We start from the raw sequence: 21,175 nt of genomic DNA on the forward strand, positions 1-21,175 counted from the left end.
AACGTTAAACCCCAAGAACGATAACGCCTAGGGACATATACAAAAAAAGAAACAGTATCAATGCCACATTCCCGCCAATTGCGACTTTTTTGAGCTTAGGCTGCGTATTGCCCTTGTTGGTAATTGCCATTACCAGCCCTAGCGGGCTCAAAAAGATGATCATCACAACCCAAACGCCTTGCAGCTTCTCTCCGGCCTCAAAGGGAAATACAAAACTGTAGACCGTAAACAAACCCGTAAGCATGAACAACAGAAATGGAAAAATAACCCCTAAATTCTTCAAGTCATACCTCCTGGAAATATGTATTTGAAATTTCTCTTAGGTATGCAAGTTCTGCGTGATCGAAATTCCTCCGGTTTTCTAAGAAGACCTTTTCTGATTCTTAGCAACCCCAACATAGTAAAAATCCTTTGCTAGGCAAGGGGTTTTGAGAAGTGGGCCCTACAGGACTCGAACCTGTGACCAATCGGTTATGAGCCGACCGCTCTAACCAACTGAGTTTGGGGAAAGGTTATTATAGGTTAAACTTTATTCATAAAGCATCATTAACTTAGTGTTTTGTCGATATACATTCAACTCTATTTTTAATAGTTCGTTTACAAATACGTTAGCAAGATAAGCACAAGTTGTTTTCTCAAATTGCTCCATGGTAGAACCTGTCGTATTTCTTACGTTCCTAAATGTATGGTTCGGATTAGTTCCGATTTCTGCGCTATATAAAGGAAGTTTCTATTTTGATTCCGATTAATTGGGATAGGTTCTGTTGTAAATATGGTCATATAATTCCACTGAAGGTGAATATATATGAACCTCACTAAGTCTTTCTATGTCTTTCATATTTGGATTTGGTTGTACCTGTGCAATGATTGGAGTTTTATCGGGTAAAAACTTAGGGCACCTTACAGAGGGGTGCCCCTTTTTTCAAGCGAGTACTGCTACTTCTTAGAATGTCATAATATAGTATTCCACATATTTGGATTGCGTGGTAGTGTTGGTCGGATTGCCTCTTTCAATTGCTTCAAGCAGTTTAGTCACATGCTCTGTTGACCAGACGGAGGGGATCCGACTCTGCTTTCTAGCCTTTATGGATGGGATGGTTTCCGTCAGATCATGCGGATGAGGTTGGTTGTTGTGAAGAAAAGGAAAGAAGCGCACAAAGTTACTGTTCGATCATCTTGTAACTGTATCCAGTAGTCATTCATTTCACCATGCTTCGAGTATTACTCGAGCATTATTTCGAAAATAGTGTTTTGTAGTAATTTCTTCTGCTTGTAATATCTGCGCAGAATACAGCCATGTAACGGTAATCTCCAAGCAATCTAACCACCCGAGAGCCGTTAAAAATGGACTGTGAAAGTTCCCGGTCTTCTCCAGTTCGAAATAATCGTATTCTTGTTCAAGAAAGCGAAGGCCGGCATCTTCGGTAAAGTGGTCGTAAACCTCCGATTGCAAAAAGGAATCAATTCGTCGCCACATTGGACTTGTATTACTTAATCGACTGTTCCTTGTAAAGCAGCCGGTGCAGTTCTTTCTCGAGTTGAATGGTTAACTCTTGAAATGGTAAGAATTCCATGATAATACCCCCAAAATATGTACTGAGAGTTTTTTTCTCCTACTAAACATTTCGGAATATTATGCAAAGTATGCCGAATCAAAATCCTTTAATAGCAAGGTTTGTGGGTTTTACTTGGTATCCCCTATCGCTCCTCATTTGGAAAATTCTGATAACACGAGTTTATCATAGGTCATTTCCGTTGAGAACACACAGCTTTCAACAATCATCTGCTGACAGTTGTATCATCATTACGATGCTTAATTTGGTCTAGAAACTGAAACCAGCTCAAATAATGGTTGAGGTATTTCGTCACCACGCCAATGAACCGAAAGCCCTACTTTACTTTCAAACAAGACTGTTCCTCATGCAGAGCACTGAAGCTCTACCCAATCTCTTTGTTATCCTTCGGATAGCACTTTATTCGATACAAGATAAAATTTACATATTCCCACGTTAACTTCATCTGATTTTATAGCCTTACACCATATTCCAAGAGTGTTCCAAAGAGCTTTACTACTGTCACCAAACGGAATCTTATCCGAGGTTGAATGCTTGTCCTGCTCCAGACCGGTAATTTCATTGTTAATAGCTTTTATTACAATATCGTCCTCTGTCTCAATACCAATCTGAGCTCCATCTGGACTTTTCGCTAACCAAATATAGAGCTCTTTCCGGTTGAAATAAGTATCCTGCCATCTGACCCGCTGCTGTGTGTTGTTTGTCCCCCCATATCTCTCCCTTTAAAACAAGCTTTCTTCAACTTTCGACATTTCTTCTCTCCTCACCTTTAAAACAAATATTCTTTTTTTATAATTATATATATTATGAACATCCTTCTAACAAAAATGCGATTCAGTACAAAAATCCCATACATTAGATATAATTTTCTGCTATATACCAAAATGCCAAACAATAAGAAATCCTATAGATCGCCCATCGCTTTTACTTCTATTCTGATATGAAAACGCAAACAGCCTGTATCTCTGCAAAATATTCTCTGCCAAAAGGCTGTTCATTCATTTCGGACTTTATCTGGATTACTGTTTCCGCTTCACTTTTTGCCCGCTCGAGTTTGCTTTTACACCCCACTTATGCCCTCCTTGTTAAGCATTAAACTTACAATGGATCAAATGATTCTGTTTTATTTCAAATGATAAATTGAAAGCCGATAGTCGCTACACTCCGCAACATGTTATGTCCTGTTAGCTCTCTATCGATGACAACAATATATTCCTCTGGAACGTTCGAAAAAATCAACAAAATCCTGAATACAGCAATCTGTGAGTCGAAATCTCCATAATTAAATATTTATCCAGTGGGCAATGGACTACTCCAGCGTACTGGGTAGCTCATAGTCAATCAATTTGTGGCAGTACCAGTTAATAATATTGAAGAGGTACATAAATCCTCTTCTTGTGCGCCTTTTGGTTGTCTAATATAGGTGGAATATTATGAATATACCTTCGATTTGAGTGAATAAGTCCGTAAAGATAAATTTAGACTATTCATTAATAGTCGATATACATATTTTTGAATTATTCACTAGTGAACTTTTTGTGGATGATAACGACTACATTCGACAATAAAAATAAGGATGGATCACCCTACTTAAGAATATAAAAAAGCTTAATGAGGGGCAATCTCGCATTTATTTAGTTATATATAATGCGATAATTTATATTATATATACAAATAAACGACACTAAAAAGATTTTTTTCGACAACATATTCCGACAATAATTCACTAAATAATTATGTTATTATCATCAGGTCGAATATAAAAAGAAAAATAAGGACCGAAAGGATATTGATTGATCATTTTTTATAAAATGGATATTTATAATAATTGTTTTACTGTTTGTGCACATTTTTTATAATTTTACGAAAATTGGGGTTTTGACATGAACTTTTTTATTTACTACTTGTTTATTGTATTAGCAAATTCTAGATTTTCTAGGTCAATATTAATGATATTTACAATGGGTTCTCAGATTTCATTTCTACAATTTAGTGTGATTCAGATGGGATATTTCGCTTCTCGCTTTTTGTTTGAGTTCCCCAGTGGTGTAATCGCTGATTATATTAAACGAAAGTATTCTTTAGCCTTTGGGAATTTCTTGGCATCTTTAGTTGCCATGACAATGTTTAGCACTAGCATAATACATCCAAAAGATACATTTATTTTCTTTTTGTTACTATTTTGTCTCGATGGTATAGCTAGTTCGTTCCAGAGTGGATCAGATGAAGCTTTATTGTATGACTATTTATTGAAGAAAAAACAAGAGAGTCGTTATGCTAAGATTCTTGGCTGGAGAAGCGGTATAGCAGCACTAGTCCTTAGTATTGCTACAATGATTGGTGGCTTTATGGCAGACTCATCATTAGCTTTACCCTTCTTATTTCAAGGTATCTTATCAGTAGCAGCGGGTGTGGTTATTCTGTTTTTTCCTGAGAATGCGATGGGCTCAAAAAATTCTAAAGCTAAGCATACATCACCATTTAAGATAGCAGCGGAGGGTTTTTCAGTCATCAAAACTATTCCGCTGGTGCAGTTTCTAATTCTATTTATAACTATTATTTCTTGTAGTACTAATGCAATTACAATGTTCATGCAAGGATATTTTGCTGAGTTGAAAATAAGCAGTGGAATGGTCGGTATCATATATGGAGTTTGCACATTGTTTAGTACGGTGGCAGCAATTAATTCGCATCACCTGATTAAGTTGTCGTTAAAAACGATACTAATACTATCAACTATTATGTATTTTTCCGGTATAGTTCTACTCTTCACGCATAATATTCCTCTTGTTATCTTGGGATTCTTTTTAATCTACATCAAGCTCGATCTTATGGAACCATCTGTCTTCTATTTTATTAATCAAGAAGTTAACGATGATGTACGTGCAACCATTCTTTCTTCATTTGGTGCTTCTTATAGTTTAGTTACACTTATTATGTATCCTTTTTACGGCCTGGTAGGTAACTCTTCTGGCTATCAAGGCATAATTTTAATTACAGCAGTCATGACTTTCCCAATGTTCGCCTACTTATTTAGATTTTACAAGAAGTATAATGTCGGAGTTCGAGCAATAGTTCCTAGGGAGGTTACAAAATGAAAACAATTTTATGTACTGCTGCATCCTTTGGGTACGGCCCTTCAGGAAAGTTACTGTCAATCTGTAAGAGTCTCAAATCTCAAGGTTTTGAATTGAAATTGGTCGCTGATGGATTGGTTCTGCAATTGGCAAATTTAACTGACTATTTTACAGATATTATAGAGTTTGACTTTATAAATAGTGTATTGATCGAACATAACAAGTTGACAAATGCTTTTAAAGAAGCTGATCTCATGCTAAACGTACTCGAACCGGATGCAGTCAAATTCGCTAATCATTTTGGGGTTAAGACTGTATACGTGGACAGCCTTTTCTGGATGTGGGACAAATTGCCTGATGATCTACAAGATGTAGAATATATTATTCAAAAATTTCCGGGTGTTTATACAAAGATTAGTGAGTTTAATGCAAATTCGGCTAATTTCCGTTTCTGTGGTCCTATAGTTGATACCTCATTTATAAACGTAGGTGAACGGGAAAACTTTTTATTGGTAAGTTTTGCTGGATTAGAAAGCCCCTTTAATAAATTTGGGAAAGGACTCTTTTACCCGGAAGCGGTTTTGTCAAACTTAATTGAGCCGTTAAATAATTCATCCTATGAAAAAATAATGATAACTGGTAACTCTTCAGTCATTGAATTCTTTAAGCAAAAATATGGTAAACAGTTTCGAGGAGAGTTCATACATCTCTCACATGACAAGTTTTTGCAATCATTGGCGATATGTAAAATGCTAATTGCTTCTCCTGGGCTAACTACTACATATGAAGCACTCGTATATAAAACTCCAATACGTTATCTGCCCCCACAGAATTATAGCCAAGCATTAATGTTGAACAGGTACGAACAAGAAGGGTTTACTGATATGTCATTGAATTGGTCCGATATATATACCGAATACATTATACCCGCAAATCTACCTGAAGCAGAGGGGGTAGCACTAGTAGGACGCACAATAGAGTGTTTTTCTGTAGATCAAGGTGCACAAATGTTTGCCAAAGTCCGCTTATCTGAAATACTCAATGTAGAGCCACCATCCTCAGAGAGACAACGTACTGTACTTGGAGAAGAATTAACTGACGGTACGGCGGAAGTTGTGGAAATCATACAAGATGTTTTTTCCTATAATGCGTAATAACTATTTAGGAGTGAATAAACAAATGGGGATTCGTAATACAGAAATGAAGCACATTCTCTACGTAGAAGATCGGCCAATGCTATTGACTCAATGGCTGCTCAATTCGGAATATATAGTTCCTGTTCTTTTGCGCTTCCAACATTGCCGCGATGCATTCAGTGAGGAATATCTAAAAAAAACAGAACATGAGAACCTTGTATTCTGGGTTAATATTATGAATCCAATTGAGAGTGAGGCACAACGATTCCAAAGGTGGCAGATTAGCAAAGGTGTTAGAGTGGAATACTTTCTTAACCCCTCTGAAGTAGCTCAATATTTCTCTCAAAGCTTTGCGCGTTATTTAGAGTTACCCTGCCTGACAGAAGAACAGACTATATGTAGTCGGAACAAGGCAAGGATGAAAGACAAACTGAGAGAGATTGGTTTTAAAACTGCTAATTATCGAGAAATATGTAACGTTGAAGAATTAATTGAAGCAGGTCATGAAATGGGATGGCCAATTGTGCTAAAACCGGTAGACGACAGTTCCTGCCGTGATACATTTGTCTTGAAGTCACCTGAAGAAGCAAAGAAGATTTATATGCATTCTAAGTATCAATGGTTGGCAGAGGAATACATCAATATGATGGAATTTGCATTGGATGTACTTATTTTCGACAGTAAAGCGATTGCCTACTATCCTTTAATGTATCCTGCTCAACTCATTAAAACATTAGATGGTGAGATCAACGCGAGTATTACGATGCGACATTACTCAACAGCAATTAAAGATAAAGCCGAATATATCATTAATAAATATATTCAAGGCATGAACATCACCCATGGATACGTTCATATTGAGTATTTTGCTGATCCAGCACACAAACAAATCGTACTTGGCGAAGTTGGTCTGCGTCTGTCTGGTAGTCAAATTCCGGTAATTCATGGGCTTTCGTATGGTATTAACTTATTTGATACACTAATAAAAATCCATATCGGCGAATATCCAGTACTAGATTACATTGAAAATCGTTTTGTCGGGGAACTTCTGCTACCAGTTAAACAAGGGAAAGTGAAAGAGATTTCAACACTGAACGAATTGATACAAATGGAAGGTGTCATCGATGGTGTATTAATAGTAACAGAAGGCCAAACGGTGCAGCCTGAGAGAGCATCAATGTCCGGTTCTGGCTACCTGCTAGTTGAAGGCCAGTCAGTTGATCAGGTTCACCAGCGAATGTTGAATATCCTCTTGAACTTTAAATTCATATTAGAAACTGATTCGAAATAAATTATTTTAATCATAATCAGGAGGCTTTAATTATATGCCGAAATACTTATTTATCCGCATTTTGGAGGCCTGCAATGCAGGATGTTTTATGTGTAATTTCCGATCATCACAAGACGAATACCGACTAGGTGTGCAACAATATATAAAAATTTTGCACAAAGCAAAAAAAGAGGGATTAGAATATATTCGATTCACTGGAGGAGAACCGCTGCTCCATGAGAATATAATCGACTTCATTAAGATAGCTAAAGATGCAGGCATTCAATCATCAATCATTACCAATGGCTACTATTTAGCAGAAAAGGCAGAACTGTTGGGAAATGCTGGATTATCTCAGATTATTGTATCGATTGATGGATCTTCATCCGAAAGTCACAACCGCTTTCGTAATACACCAGGGCTTTTTGATTCCGCTGTTAAAGGGTTGAAATTGTGCCAAGAATTCGGAATACATACACGTGTGAATACAGTAGCGGGAGTTCACAACTTTGGAGAATTGATTTCAGTACAAAAACTTTTATCCGATCTTGGGGTGGAACAATGGGAGTTGTCCGCCCTTAAACTTGACCATCCACTTAAATATTCAGCAGAAGTCATTGAACGTATCATATCCGATCTAAATATTCTCTACAAACATGGTCCTGAACAGGGTCAATTGAAGCCTCTGGGTAAGCAATGGTGTGGAGAAGGTAATGATGAGAGAGAGCGTTTCTTTGAATCGGGCATTACTCCAACACCTGATAACTGTTGCACACTAGTACATCATATGCGATTTTATGATCCGAAAAATGGTTATCTTTTTCCTTGTAGTCTGTTACCGCATCGAATAGACAGACATATTACTAGCGTGAAGATGGACGAAAATAATTTTTCAATGATAAGTGATACTATGATGGAGAGTTCTTCATTTTTCAGTAAAAAGGGGCCAAATATCTGTACAGGTTGTTCGTCAACTGCAGCCGGATTTATCCCAAATGAAGAAGTGTGGAATTATTAGACTGGAGGGCTAACAGGCATGGAATTCAGGGATTATACTATTGAGGAATTATTAAATATTGTAGATTTTCGAAAAATCAAACCAGAATGGGAGCAACTTGTTAACCCCAGCATTTATAATCTGACGCACACATATGAATGGTTTTATTCATTGTGGAAGAGTAAGACCGGTTTTAAGAATGTGCGTGCTATTGCTATTCGCAGAGCAGGACGCTTAATCTCAGTTATGCATATGGTTTTTGAAACCGATTATCAGAACAAACCGGAGCTACTTATTACTATACCTACATCACTTACTCCATTTTATGCTGAAAGTGATCATGATAAAATTATCGATTGTCTCTTATATTACCTTGATAACAAATTACCTAACTGGAATGTTATAGAGTTTGAAGAATTCGACTGTTCATTCCCAGAAACGCAAATGTTAATAGAAAGTGGTAAGAGAGCAGGATTAGAGGTAATAGTAGAAAAAACGTTTAACACCCCAATCATTCAGATAAACAATGCATCTGAGGAATACTTCTTAGAATGTAGCAGGAGGGTTAAGAAAGCCTTGGGCAATAAAGCTAATCTACTTCGAGAAATCAGTAATTATCGTATGCGAGTTTATACGGACCCTGCTGAGATTCAGTTGGGACTGGACCGAATCTTTGAAATAGACTGTTTAAGTTGGAAATTTAGTGAGCAATCCGACATGGGATCTCGTTCAGGGCAACTCGTTTTTTACGAAACAATGGCACACGAGTTAGCAAAACGGGGCAATATTATACTTACAGTATTGGAATTGGATAAAACTAATGAACCAATAGCGTTTGAATACCTAATTGCTTACAAAGACAAATTACTTGGTGCTAAACATAGTTATAAAGATGTATATAGCAAATATTCGCCAGGAGTAATTCTGAGAGATGAAATATTTAAATACATGCGAAATAATGGATTCCGTACATTTGATACGTGGTCAAATAAAGATCGTTTTAAGATGATCTGGTGTAACCAAGTGGTTGAGCGATATACAGTACATATAAATAAAACTTCAATCACCGTTGAGGACGAGCTGATTCTCTTATCACACGTCTAACTCATGTAACAGGAGGTATTGCTAATGAGTGAGTTGTCAAAAGACACAGGAAGAAAAGAGATACCTGGTAATTTTTTTGGTAGTTATTTGATAGGAGAAGATGAGATCGAACAGGTTGTACAAGTATTACAATCTCAATCAATTTTTCGTTATTATGGGCCTAATGTGCTAGGTAAAGCAGATCAATTTGAGAAGGATTTGAATAATTTTCATGATATACCATTCTCACTCGGCGTTTCATCAGGAACAGCTGCATTGAAATGTGCACTGAAAGCTCTTGGGATTGAAGCTGGTGACGAAGTAATCATACCTGCTTATGGATTCATTGCGACTGCGGGAGCAGTTATATCCTGTAATGCAGTACCTGTGTTCTGTGACGTTGATGAGTCAATGAACATGAATCCAGCCGAACTGGAAAAATGTATCACCAGCCGAACTAAAGCGATTATTCCCGTACACATAATGGGGATAGCTGCTAACATGAAAATGATCATGCAGATAGGGAAAAAGTATAGTATCCCAATTGTGGAAGACTCGGCCCAGTCATTTGGAGGCAGTTATCTAGGTGAGAAATTAGGAACGATTGGTGATATCGGTTGTTTCAGTTTTCAGGCAAATAAGATCCTATCAACTGGTGAAGGCGGAGCAATTGTAACTCATGATGAAAAGCTTTATGCGCGAGCTAAAGTTTACCATGACCAAGGAGGTGTAAGAGTTGGTGCTAGTTTCCCCCATTGGGACCATGAAGATGCGATTTTAGGTGAAAACTTTCGCATGAGTGAATTAACAGCTGCAATCGGCATTGCTCAGTTGAAAAAGATACCAGATATGCTTTATAAGGTGAAAACTCTCAAGAAACTACTGCGAGAGAACTTGAGAGAATTGGAGTTGAACTACCGGATGTCATGGGATGACGAAGGAGATTGTGGTATTGCCGAGTGTATTTTTATTAACGACACTAAACGACGTAACAAATTAATTGAAGATTTGCGTTTATTTGGTATTAATGCGTATGGTTATTATAACTCTGCAGTCTATGAAAACCGTTTGTTCGAAAAATTAAGTTTCCCGAACAATGAAATTTCATACAAGAACGGACTCTGTTCAAATGCAGAAAGACTTTCCAGGCAAACAGTTTGGATTGCAATATCTCCACTATTTGGTGAAGAAAATATTACACACATTTCTGAAACGTTTAAAAAATGCTATTAATCTTCTTTTTAACAAAAATAAAAACATACAATAAAAGGAGCGTTTAAATATGCGCATTTTTCTAGCCTATCCATTTACCCAATTATTGAATCAAGAAACTGGTTTGATTGATGAAAAGAACACTAACTTGTTATTGGGAATGATAGACCAAATTAAAGAAATGGGCCATACTGTGTTTTCCGCCCAATTCCGTGAGCACTTTGGAGCAAAACTTATGGAGGCCGCACCAGCTACTTATGAAGACTTTAAAGAAATGGAAGGTACAGACTTAGTGGTTGCATTTCCTGGTCAGTTCCCAATTTCAGGTGGAGTACATGTAGAATTGGGCTGGGGATCTGCATTGGGTAAGCAGTTCATTATCTTTTTACATAAAGATGAAAGTTATTCCCCGATGGTAGAAGGATTACATACTCTGACAAACGTGAAATATGTTCGTTTTGGTAGTGAAACTCAAGAAGAATTGACCCAAAAAGTTGTTGACGAGATTAGTGTGCATAACAAGATATTAGAAAAATTGTAGATAAGTGCTAATCAGATAAATATTGGAAGTTTTTTCCTATGCTGATAGCACTATCCCCTCTTTTTTGTAGTAAAAGAATTCATGATGTAATGATCTTTTACTGTAAAACGGCGGGGATTTTTCAATAACCCTTAAGCTGAAATTTTTATTGTTCTTCAAAATACTACATCTTCTCAGTAAAGCAGATTGCATCATCATTGGGTTAGAAAGTAGGGGATCATGTGAAAATTTCAATTCTTGGAATTGGCTATGTTGGCCTTGTTACTGGTGTTGCTCTATCCGAGGTTGGGCATACAGTGACATGTATCGACTGTGACTTAGAAAAAATCAATCAACTTAATAGAGGCATTTCAACAATCTATGAACCAGGTGTGCCTGAACTGCTCATAAAAAATATGAATCAAGGACGGCTGTATTTCACTTGTGACATTCGGGAAGGTCTTGCAGATAATGAGATTGTTTACATTGCAGTCGGTACGCCTGAGAACAATGACGGTTCAGCTAATTTACAGTACGTAGAGCAAGCAGCGCGAGATATAGGCGCTAATATTTCTCGAGATACAATCATTGTAACTAAAAGCACTGTGCCGATTGGTACTAATGCACGTATCAAAGCCCTAATCAATGAGCATTTAGTTAACCGATGCACAATTGAAGTCGTCTCCAATCCTGAGTTTTTACGTGAAGGCTCTGCCTTATACGATGCATTCCACGCGGACCGGATAATAATAGGTGCTGAGAGTGAGGCTGCTGCAGAAATAGTGGAGAATATCAACAAGCCATTTAAGACTACTATTTTCAAAACAGATTTACTCAGTTCTGAGCTTATTAAATACGCAAGCAATGCATTCTTGGCAACCAAGATTAGTTATATCAATGAAATCTCTAATATATGTGAACTGATAGGCGCAAATGTGGAAGATGTATCTGTAGGGATGGGTTTGGATCAACGGATTAACTCGCAGTTTCTTAAGGCTGGCATTGGCTATGGAGGCTCTTGCTTTCCTAAAGACATTAAGGCTCTTGTACATATGACAAATAGCTTGAACTACCAGTTTGAATTACTAGAATCGGTCATGAATGTGAATTGTTCACGGCAACAGATTTTACTTAATAAAGTCAAGAGGCGCATTGGGAATTTGAACAAAAAAAAAATCGCTTTGCTAGGGTTGGCTTTTAAACCTAACACGGATGATATGCGAGAAGCTCCATCCATTATGATAGCTGAAATACTAGTAGCCGAAGGAGCTGTCGTAACAGCTTATGATCCCGTAGCTAAAGAAAATGCAGAGGGCGTTATTTCTAGACTTGTGAATTACTCCGATTCAGTTATAGAAGCATTAACTGGTGCAGATGCTGCGTTAATTCTCACTGAGTGGGATGAGTTCAAATCCCTTGACCTGAGGATTTTAAATGAACATATGAATGAGGGTATACTATTTGATGGTCGTAACTGTTTTTCATTAGAACAAGCAGATGCAGCAAATATTGAATATCACTCGATTGGAAGGAAGAGTGTCATACAGGATCCAGTTCTAAGTTGACTTTTTAGAGTATGTAAATCACTTTGCCTAGATTTTTTGACTATCAATGGTGTTCGGACGAATTACTCTCTTCGCCGAGCGCCCTCCAATGCCTACTAACTGATTATCTGTCAACGTTAACGAAACTTCAGAACTCCTTATACCACCTTGAATCTGAAGAAATACGCCAAAAGCTATTGGTTCGGCAACTTCTTCAGCTATAGCTATTATTACCGGTATATAATGGTGTGGTATATCTTTATGCTTCTTACGCGGATATGTGACATAAAACGGGTTCTTAATCTTCATCCTATATTGTTCGAAATTATCTAAGCCAACTTTGGATAAACAATCATTGTTGATTCGAAATTTGTAAAGATCAATATGAACTCTTTCCGCGCTTTTTACAGTCTGTTACGATACATTCTTAACATCACCAAGATAATTCAAGTATTGAGTGCCGGTTGTTATATATTTTTTTCATGAATTAAATAATCCAAAAAATCTACAAGGTGATATCCCTCTTCTTTAACAGTGCCAAAGTTATTGTTTCTATATGTTTTAATTAGAAACTCACTAATATCATGAATATCCGTTTCATTATTTTCTTTGTTTCGCAGAATAATTAAACCATATGATTTTTTCTTTTCTCCAGTAATACCCCTTTGAATCCAAACTCAAGTTGCTTGTATTTATTTAGTTCCTAAATGTTTTGTTCGGATTAGTCCCGATTTTCACGCTATATAAAGGAAGTTACTATTTTAGTTCCGATCACTTGGGATAGGTTCTGTTCTAAATATGGTCAGAATATGGTCAAATAATTACTGAAGGAGAACTAAATCTCACTAAAGCAAAAAACTCAGGGCACCTAACAGAGGGTGCCCTGTTTTATTTAGGAATATTAATATGAAAAAAGCTCAGGTCCACGCATTACGAGTGCGACCCAGCATAGATTTATAAGGTTTTCCTGGGGTCTGTTGGGCAATAAATCGTGTGTTTTAAACGTATAGTTACTCCTAAAGTTTTGTTGATATTTGGTTGTTGTTAGAAGATTGGTTAGAAGTTTTGTCAGAACGAAATGCTACCCTTAGCACCGCCTTCCCGTTGAGTAATACTGAGTATTTGGCCAGCATATCACGTCTTCCTAAATCTCCTTGTACATGGGTGTCCTTGGGTTTACATGTTTATTATAGACATAATAATATCACAACAATTTATGTAAATAACAAAAAAGCGCAGGTCAGTCAGATATATTAAATCTGTGACCTGCGCTTTTTTACATAAAACTGCTTTTATAGTCTTTACATAAACATTAACCCGGCAGGCCAATTGCTTAATGGGTTATTTTATGATGAATTCAAAACGTTCTCGAACGAAACAAGCATCTGCTATATTTTAAACTATTCATTTTTCTTTTTAACAATCTTCCCAGCATTGCTCAACAGAGAAGTTGTATCTACTTTCGCTGCACTACTCACTGCACTCAATAGGGAGGTTGTATCAATTTTCGATGCATTGCTCACCGCACTCAATAGGGAGGTTGTATCAATTTTTGATGCATTGCTCACCGCACTCAATAGGGAGGTTGTATCAATTTTCGATGCATTGCTCACTGCACTCAATAGGGAGGTTGTATCAATTTTCGATGCATTGCTCACTGCACTCAATAGGGAGGTTGTATCAATTTTCGATGCATTGCTCACTGCACTCAATAGGGGCGATGAGTCTAGATTTATTTTATGATTAACCGTATTGCTCGTGATTCTATCCAAATCCTTTACAATAGAACTCTTCTCTTCAGGCTTTATTTCAAGTTTATTAATTTTCTCTTTTAACAATGATATTTCTTCGTTCTTTATTTCAATATCTTTTTCTAATAGACTCCAATTGGTTCTTAACATATTTATGAAGGAAGCCATTTCATCAGCACTTCCTGCCATTCGATTAAGCAGAAGTAAGTTTGCAGTTAGGACATCAGGGACATTATTATGCGGATATCTTAATAGATGATCAATTTCTCCATAGCCTTCTTCAAAAATAGTTCTGACTTGAATTTCAACAAAGGTTCTTACCTTGGTGGCCAGCAATTCTATTCGATAATGCACAGATCTATATCCTGTAGGGCGTTCATAAGTTTCAATTTGACTTTCCTTAAATAGTTTAGAGTCATCACCAACTCTAACATTTGCAGTGGTTTCTGTAACTGTCCAATTCTCATGGATAAAGTCATGAATTCCTTTCCAGTCTTCTTTAAATATATGGATGGCTCTCACGCCAACTAAATCAGTTATTTCAGTTAAATAATTGTCTATTGAAAAAACGAATTCTGGCCCATACTTGTCTTTTCTTTCTGGTAGTTTTCTAATCAATTTTTCAATTAAATGTTCAGGATCCTTAACTCTAGATCTAACCGTATGTATTGTTTTATTCATTCTTAATGTATTTGCAACAAACTCCGCTTGTCTTTCAAGTGAGTTAATCTTTTTCAAATAATCTTCATAAATAAGAGTTAAGTGTTCCCAAGGCAACGATTCATCATATTCTTTAGGATCAATGCCATACTTTTTTAAAAAATCTTCTTTATTAATATGCATTCTAAAGTCTCCCGTTAAGTATCATTTTCTTAAAGAGTACTTCCGCTGTAAAATAAATGCAACCTCGAAATCTTTTTCTAGTAATATTACAGGTTATCAGTATTACCAAGCGTAAGTTTATTTCGGGACTTCTGAGTACCTCCCTATGGCACATTGCTGGCGGGATAATCTCTTTCCCAGCATTTTAAGATTAAAGCGCTCCCCGTTGGTCCTAGTTTCCACTCAATATAATTATGCTTAACGAGTTCCTGCAGCCCAACACTAACTGTTGTCAGTCCACTCTTCATCTCCAGCTCATGTATCGTTGGCCATATGCCGATGATTTACAACCGAGTGTTTAATTATCGTCAGCAACTTGCGTGCTGTGTCCCTAAGCATATCGTTTCACCTGCGCAACTGCCGGGTCAGAATGTTATTGATCCGGAACACTCAGGCTGCTCCAATAGTCAAACAGCTCACCCGGATACGGCCGTCGCGAATCCCACGTATTTCAATCTTCCGCTGTCCATGTATATCATTTCTATCGTTTGGCCAATGCTCATTTTCATGTGATCGCCTTCAAAATAGGAACCCTTGTTAGTGTTATAACCGAGATAGAGCTTTAAGCAATGGAAAAAATCCCTCACATAAGAATTTAAAGAGGCTACTAAAACTAGTGTATTGGATTATTGAAGGAATGCAATTCAGTGTAGGATATTTTATTATGCGTGATCTTCCGTCTTCGAATTTCACTTTTAATGATGCATCATTCATTACACTATGAATTGTACCGATACTATATTTTTCATGATTTACTTTCGAACCAGTTTTTCCTTTTAAAATTTTGTATTGCTCTCAATCTATCATTATCCAGTAACTCTTGACGGGTTTATTTTATGTATGCTCTGAATGTTCCCGGCAGATCGGACACCGGCTATCGTATTGATTCCGGCGTGCCCCCCTCCACAATGCCCATAGAATCAAAGGGTACTTTATCTTTTTCTAAGGATACAGGTTTCTTAAAATCTAAGTTCAATAGAACGTTACATCGAATTGTCAAATGTTGATTGTACTCTGATTTTCAAGCACTGATGCAGTCGAAGGCAATACCCAAGTTAAACTTAAGAATATTTGATATTTCAGATTATTATAATCCAGAAATTAATTGGAAATTATGAAAGGCCATGTTTATCCAAGAGGGAAATCGTACACATATGTTTTCGACCTCCCCCCGGATGCATTAACCGGTGAACAGAAACAAAAAACAAAGGGAGGATTCAAAACTGAAGCTTTAGCTTGGTCAGCCTGCAGAAAGGCAATGACAGATGCCGAGAAAGGATTAGATGTTAAGACTACAAACATCACCCTGGAAAAGTATCTTTACGAATATCTGGAGACTCACGCAAAGCCTAACTTCAAGCCAACATCTACGACACCGAAAAAACCATTATTGAAGCCCGAATTATACCGGTACTCGGTAAAGTGAAATTGCAGGCACTTCCCCCCCGTGCCATCAAAGGCTTTTATGCTGAACTCAGGAAGAAGTATTCAAAGGATTACGTGAAGAACATTCACGGAGTGCTGAAACGCGCACTTAGGCTTGCATATACCGAATCGGGGTTACTGGCTGAAGATATCATGAGTAAGGTGTCCATGCGGAGCAAGGTAAATGCAAACGAACAGAAAGAAATGCAGTTCTGGACCATTGAAGAATTCACTCAATTTCTACAATCGTCGAAGCATCATGTTCATTACATTGCCTTTTCATTAGCAGTATACACGGGAATGCGGCGTGGTGAAATTCTGGGGCTGCGGTGGAAAGATATCGACTTCGAGAAGAAAGAGTTAAAGGTTATTCAAACAGCGAACTGGACGCGGGATGGATTGGTGATCCAGCGGCCCAAGACAAATGATTCGATCCGGCGGGTCAAGCTCTTTCAGAATATTATTGATGATCTCCAGGAGCGCTATTTACAAATCGAAGCTTACAGGAAGGAATATAGTGAAGCCTACGAGGAAAATGACCTGGTGTGCTGTTATCCTGGGGGAGGTTATATTAAGCCGAAACAAATCACAGAGGGGATGGATGTTCTAGTCCGCAAAGCCGGGGTCAAGAAGATTCGGTTCCATGATCAGCGTCATACCCATGCTTCATTTTTACTAGCGAATTCCCCACTCCCGCATATTCGCTCCAACGAGCCTACATATAGCAAAACCCCCTTGCTAGGCAAGGGGGTTTGAGAAGTGGGCCCTACAGGACTCGAACCTGTGACCAATCGGTTATGAGCCGACCGCTCTAACCAACTGAGCTAAGGGCCCGGATCTAGGATTCCGTATATACAATGGCTGTCTGAGAAAATAAAATTGGTTGCGGGGGCAGGATTTGAACCTGCGGCCTTCGGGTTATGAGCCCGACGAGCTACCGGGCTGCTCCACCCCGCGTCAGTAAACATATTCAAACAGCGACAATAGATAATATACATCATATCCGGGTCAAAAGTCAAGGATGATTTTGGTTAATAAGCTCAAGGAAGAAAACGAACCCCATAACGGCCCTTGCGTGAACGGTATATTTCCACAAAACGCGGGTCATGATAGCCGTAAATCCATCCGTCCTGTTCCAGCCTTTTGGCCAGACATCCGGCTTGAAATCTTGTCCTGAACAGCTTCGCGAAGTATATCCAATTCATGATGCCTTCTTCTCCTTCTCCGCAAAATTAAGGTCTCTCTTGTTTCTAAAGATATCATGCCCATTTCCCAAAAAATAAGCCGCCGGTTTCCGGCGGCGGTTGCGTAATTTTTGGATACGTTTATTTTTTCGTTACACTTTTATCAGGCCAGCCATTCTGAAGATCAAAATATTGATCAGGGTCTTTCTGCAGTGCCTTCAACATGAAATTACCCTGTTTCTCCCAAGCTAGAAGCGCACTGGCAACCGTTCGTTTGCCTTGATACACCTCGGTGAATAGTATCTGCCCGGCATCATTAATCTGGGTTATTCCAGGAAGACGCGCCTTCAGACTGTCCATGACCGGGTCACTCGCCGGTAGAGGCTTCTGGATGAAGAATGGGGTAAGATCCAGCGCCTTTTCCGGGAATCCATTATAATCTTTGCGTGCGGTCAGCTCGTAACGGTTATGGGCTTTAATTTTGGCAACCTCATTGCTGTTGACGAATTGGATCAGATCCCAGGCATCCTCTTTATTCTGTGCGAGGGTATTGATCGCCATCAAGCTGCCAAGTGTGGTTCCCATCGCTACTCCTGGCTTTTCTGCAAAAGTAGGTACTGAAACGATACCCCAGTCTACAGGCTTGAAATTTTTAATGAGGGATGCATTCCTGTTGGCTACCATAAGCTCGTTGATATAATTGTATTCCCCAACTGCCATCGCAGTTTTGCCTGTCAGAAACAGGTCACCAGCTAAAGGAACATCCTCTTCCAAGTAATTAATCACATTCGCTCCCGGAATAATCTGTTTCTTTATCAGACTGCTGTAGTCGGTCCAAGCCTTGCTCCAGGCAGGAGTGTTCACGGTCATTTTCCCGCCTTTATTATCGTACATCGCGAGCTGAAGCGGAGAAAGGTAATTCTGCATATCCCAGAAAGGATCACTTAAATAACGGTTAAAGGCCAACCCGTAGACACGACCTTTGTCCTGTTTGGATACTTTGGTAACTTTTGCCGCGACCGAGATCAGTTTTTCCCAGGTCATCCCGTTCTCAGGGTAGGCCACTCCGGCAGCATCGAATATCTTTTTGTTGTAATAAAGTGCACTTGAAGAAAAGGTAGGCGTCAATGCATACAGTTCCCCTTTGCCGAGCTCCCGTATGCCGTCCAGAACAGTGGGGGCCATATTGCTGAGGTCGTAATGGTCACGATCAATCAGCGGCTGCAGCGGGTCCACCAAATTGTAGTCGGCCAGTCTCTTAAGCAGCGTATTATCGCCGATAACCACATCCACCGGCTTAGCACCGCCCATGATAGCCCGCATATCGTCCAGATTATCCGGACTTGTCAGAGGATTTGAGGTACTGAAGCGGAGCTTCTCTGTATCAATGGCCGGGACAATTTCCAGCTTAACCTCAGGATGCGTCAGCTCATAGAGATCGGTAAACTGCTGGCGGAAATAATTGTCGTCCTCCCCGCTCCATAAGTTTCCGATACGCAGCACCCGCTGCCCTTCAGAGACCTTAGAACCCTCGGCGGCGGCAATCCCTCCTGCTGATGTCAGCGGCAGCGCGAGTGCCGTACAGATGCCAAGTAACAGCCCGCGTTTGGCTGCCGTACTGATTCCCTTACTATTCATGTGCAAATCCCCTCCTGGGCGAAATTCGTTCTCTCCCTTAACGGAAATGAACCTTTCCTATATAGCATTATATAGAGTTATGCGTGCGGGGAAGTTACAGGCAGTTTAAAGATGCACTACGATTTCTTCATAGAATGTAAAAAGAAACGGCTTCGCCGTCCTCTGAAAGAGGCGGCATTCGTTTCTCCAAAAATATAAGGATAATTTATAGCGTGAAACATATAAATTCTTATATTTCCAAAAAAATCCCCACCGTCAGGTGAGGACTTGAAGAGAGCTCTTTATGATTTCAGATCTTACACGCCAAAAGACGCCGGATCCTTGCGCCACGATTGCAGCAGCTCCACATCCGTATCAGCAATGGTTCCCTGTGCCAGGGCCACATCAATCAGGGTGGTGTAGTTGGACAGGGTCTGTAGTGGCACACCCGCTGCAGCAAACGCTTCGGTAGCACGATCCAGCTCATAGCTAAAAATAGCCAGTACAACCAGCGGAATGCCTCCCGCTTCCTGAACGGCTTGAGCAGCCTTGATGGAGCTGCCGCCAGTGGAGATCAGGTCCTCGATCACGATGACTTTTTGACCCGGGGTGATCAGCCCTTCGATCTGGTTCTGCTTGCCGTGCCCTTTGGCCTTGTCACGGATATAAGCCATCGGCAAGTTAAGCTTGTCTGCTACCCAGGCAGCATGTGGAATCCCAGCGGTAGCCGTACCTGCAATCACTTCGGCATCCGGGTAAGTGCTGGCAATCGTCTCTACAAAGGCATCGGCGATGTAGCCCCGGACTTCAGGGAAAGACAGCGTCAGACGATTGTCACAATAGATCGGTGATTTAATCCCGGAGGTCCAGGTAAAAGGGTCCTGCGGACGCAGCGCCACCGCGCCGATCTTCAGCAGGTAACGGGCAACTTGTTCACTTTTATTCAATAATGGGCTCATGCTTGGCTCATCTCCTCAATAATGTTAAGTGCGGCCTGACGCGGGTCTGCCGAAGCCGTAATCGGGCGTCCGACTACCAGGAAATGGCTTCCCTGAAGGATGGCTTGCCCAGGTGTCATCACACGGGACTGGTCATCCATAGATGACCCTGCAGGACGAATTCCCGGCGTTACTGTGCGGAACTCCGGTCCGCAGGCAGCGGAGATTACCGCTGCTTCCTGCGGTGAGGCCACCACGCCGTGCAAGCCCGCTTCTGCTGCAAGCTTGGCATATCGTACAACGGTATCGGTTACCGTACCTGAGATGCCGATCTCAGTGTTCATGATCTCCTGGCTGGTACTCGTAAGCTGTGTTACTGCGATAATAAGTGGAATATGCAGCGATGGATGCAGGCTGGCCGCCTTCGCCGCGCCTTCGAGCGCAGCAGCCATCATTGCCGTCCCCCCGGCTGCATGCACGTTGAACATATCTACCCCCAGCATGGTCAGGCTCTCTGCTCCACCACGGACTGTATTCGGGATATCATGCATTTTGACATCCAGGAATACGGAATAGCCGTGTGCCTTCAGCTCTCTGATGAAGTCCGGCCCCGCCGCATAAAACAGCTGCATGCCCACCTTCATATAACACGGAATGCCTTCCAGCTTCTCGATCAAAAGCTTCGCTTGCGCGACATCCGGATAATCGAGGGCAACCATGAGGCGGCCCGCCATTTCCTCCCGCTTCTCCACTTGTCCGATATTCTCATGCCCGTGCTGTGTAACCGTCTGATCCACTTGTCGATCCTCTCCTTTGGTCATCGTCTATCGCTCCTTGCCCTTGAGCTAATTAATCTCAGCAGCAGCCTCCACTTTACTAGGATTTATCCCCGGGCGCAGCGGAACGGTCTGCGCTAACGCAAACCGTCCCTGTAGCCCGCCCCGAAAGGCTGCCTTGTTCATTCA

16 protein-coding genes, 3 tRNA genes and 1 pseudogene are annotated in these 21,175 nt (G+C 40.0%); 10 read left to right on the plus strand and 10 right to left on the minus strand.

Annotated elements, in window-relative coordinates:
* Window positions 1–4: 4 nt before the first annotated feature.
* The 3 genes and pseudogenes from A3844_RS04345 to A3844_RS32200 all read right to left on the minus strand — a co-directional run.
* Window positions 5–283, minus strand: coding sequence for a hypothetical protein (locus tag A3844_RS04345; RefSeq protein WP_083606679.1), 279 nt, complete (start codon window positions 281–283; stop codon window positions 5–7).
* Between the two features lie 153 nt (window positions 284–436).
* Window positions 437–502, minus strand: a tRNA-Met gene (locus A3844_RS04350).
* A gap of 1,206 nt (window positions 503–1,708) precedes the next feature.
* Window positions 1,709–1,884, minus strand: a pseudogene (locus A3844_RS32200) (IS1595 family transposase); the annotation flags it as partial.
* Window positions 1,885–3,457: 1,573 nt separating this feature from the next.
* Here A3844_RS32200 and A3844_RS04360 point away from each other — a divergent pair.
* The 8 genes from A3844_RS04360 (at window position 3,458) to A3844_RS04395 (ending at window position 12,434) form a co-directional block, all read left to right on the plus strand.
* The gene (locus tag A3844_RS04360) at window positions 3,458–4,672 is read left to right on the plus strand and encodes an MFS transporter (protein ID WP_074106719.1); all 1,215 of its coding nucleotides are present in this window, start codon (window positions 3,458–3,460) and stop codon (window positions 4,670–4,672) included.
* Entirely contained in the window at window positions 4,669–5,805 is a 1,137-nt protein-coding gene (locus tag A3844_RS04365; RefSeq protein ID WP_074106720.1) for a hypothetical protein, read from the plus strand. The genes A3844_RS04360 and A3844_RS04365 overlap by 4 nt, the downstream gene beginning before the upstream one ends.
* Before the next feature lie 25 nt (window positions 5,806–5,830).
* Window positions 5,831–7,078, plus strand: a complete 1,248-nt coding sequence (locus tag A3844_RS04370) for an ATP-grasp domain-containing protein (protein WP_074106721.1) — start codon at window positions 5,831–5,833, stop codon at window positions 7,076–7,078.
* A 34-nt stretch (window positions 7,079–7,112) separates the two neighbouring features.
* The gene (locus tag A3844_RS04375) at window positions 7,113–8,075 is read left to right on the plus strand and encodes a radical SAM protein (RefSeq protein WP_074106722.1); all 963 of its coding nucleotides are present in this window, start codon (window positions 7,113–7,115) and stop codon (window positions 8,073–8,075) included.
* 18 nt (window positions 8,076–8,093) lie between these two features.
* On the plus strand, window positions 8,094–9,158 hold the full coding sequence (locus tag A3844_RS04380; RefSeq protein ID WP_074106723.1) for a GNAT family N-acetyltransferase: 1,065 nt from the start codon (window positions 8,094–8,096) through the stop codon (window positions 9,156–9,158).
* A gap of 24 nt (window positions 9,159–9,182) precedes the next feature.
* The gene (locus A3844_RS04385; protein WP_074106724.1) at window positions 9,183–10,370 is read left to right on the plus strand and encodes a DegT/DnrJ/EryC1/StrS family aminotransferase; all 1,188 of its coding nucleotides are present in this window, start codon (window positions 9,183–9,185) and stop codon (window positions 10,368–10,370) included.
* 49 nt (window positions 10,371–10,419) lie between these two features.
* A complete protein-coding gene (locus tag A3844_RS04390; protein ID WP_074106725.1) occupies window positions 10,420–10,890 on the plus strand; it encodes a nucleoside 2-deoxyribosyltransferase in 471 nt (156 codons plus the stop codon).
* 221 nt (window positions 10,891–11,111) lie between these two features.
* A complete protein-coding gene (locus A3844_RS04395; RefSeq protein WP_074106726.1) occupies window positions 11,112–12,434 on the plus strand; it encodes a UDP-glucose dehydrogenase family protein in 1,323 nt (440 codons plus the stop codon).
* Between the two features lie 1,379 nt (window positions 12,435–13,813).
* Here A3844_RS04395 and A3844_RS04400 read toward each other — a convergent pair.
* Window positions 13,814–15,007: a RelA/SpoT domain-containing protein gene (locus tag A3844_RS04400; RefSeq protein WP_074106727.1), complete on the minus strand. Its 1,194-nt coding sequence runs from the start codon at window positions 15,005–15,007 to the stop codon at window positions 13,814–13,816.
* A gap of 1,153 nt (window positions 15,008–16,160) precedes the next feature.
* On the opposite strand from A3844_RS04400, the gene A3844_RS33360 reads away from it, so the two are divergent.
* Both A3844_RS33360 and A3844_RS04405 read left to right on the plus strand, forming a co-directional pair.
* Window positions 16,161–16,472 carry an Arm DNA-binding domain-containing protein gene (locus tag A3844_RS33360; RefSeq protein ID WP_244169691.1) on the plus strand — a complete coding sequence of 104 codons (312 nt, stop codon included), beginning with the start codon at window positions 16,161–16,163 and terminating at the stop codon, window positions 16,470–16,472.
* Window positions 16,473–16,546: 74 nt separating this feature from the next.
* The gene (locus A3844_RS04405; RefSeq protein WP_482811632.1) at window positions 16,547–17,227 is read left to right on the plus strand and encodes a site-specific integrase; all 681 of its coding nucleotides are present in this window, start codon (window positions 16,547–16,549) and stop codon (window positions 17,225–17,227) included.
* A gap of 4 nt (window positions 17,228–17,231) precedes the next feature.
* Here the strand turns inward: A3844_RS04405 and A3844_RS04410 are convergent.
* The 6 genes from A3844_RS04410 to pyrF all read right to left on the minus strand — a co-directional run bounded on the left by A3844_RS04410 (window position 17,232) and on the right by pyrF (window position 20,944).
* Window positions 17,232–17,305 (minus strand) — tRNA-Ile (locus tag A3844_RS04410).
* Between the two features lie 46 nt (window positions 17,306–17,351).
* Window positions 17,352–17,428: transfer RNA gene (locus A3844_RS04415), tRNA-Met, on the minus strand.
* 83 nt (window positions 17,429–17,511) lie between these two features.
* A complete protein-coding gene (locus tag A3844_RS32670; RefSeq protein ID WP_019909365.1) occupies window positions 17,512–17,676 on the minus strand; it encodes a hypothetical protein in 165 nt (54 codons plus the stop codon).
* Between the two features lie 120 nt (window positions 17,677–17,796).
* Entirely contained in the window at window positions 17,797–19,293 is a 1,497-nt protein-coding gene (locus A3844_RS04420) for an ABC transporter substrate-binding protein (RefSeq protein WP_074106728.1), read from the minus strand.
* 296 nt (window positions 19,294–19,589) lie between these two features.
* A complete protein-coding gene (gene pyrE, locus A3844_RS04425; RefSeq protein WP_074085628.1) occupies window positions 19,590–20,231 on the minus strand; it encodes an orotate phosphoribosyltransferase in 642 nt (213 codons plus the stop codon).
* On the minus strand, window positions 20,228–20,944 hold the full coding sequence (gene pyrF, locus A3844_RS04430) for an orotidine-5'-phosphate decarboxylase (protein ID WP_074103317.1): 717 nt from the start codon (window positions 20,942–20,944) through the stop codon (window positions 20,228–20,230). The genes pyrE and pyrF overlap by 4 nt, the downstream gene beginning before the upstream one ends.
* Between the last annotated feature and the right edge of the window lie 231 nt (window positions 20,945–21,175).

The sequence above is a fragment of the Paenibacillus helianthi genome (assembly GCF_001909055.1).
Taxonomy (GTDB): domain Bacteria; phylum Bacillota; class Bacilli; order Paenibacillales; family Paenibacillaceae; genus Paenibacillus_AQ; species Paenibacillus_AQ helianthi.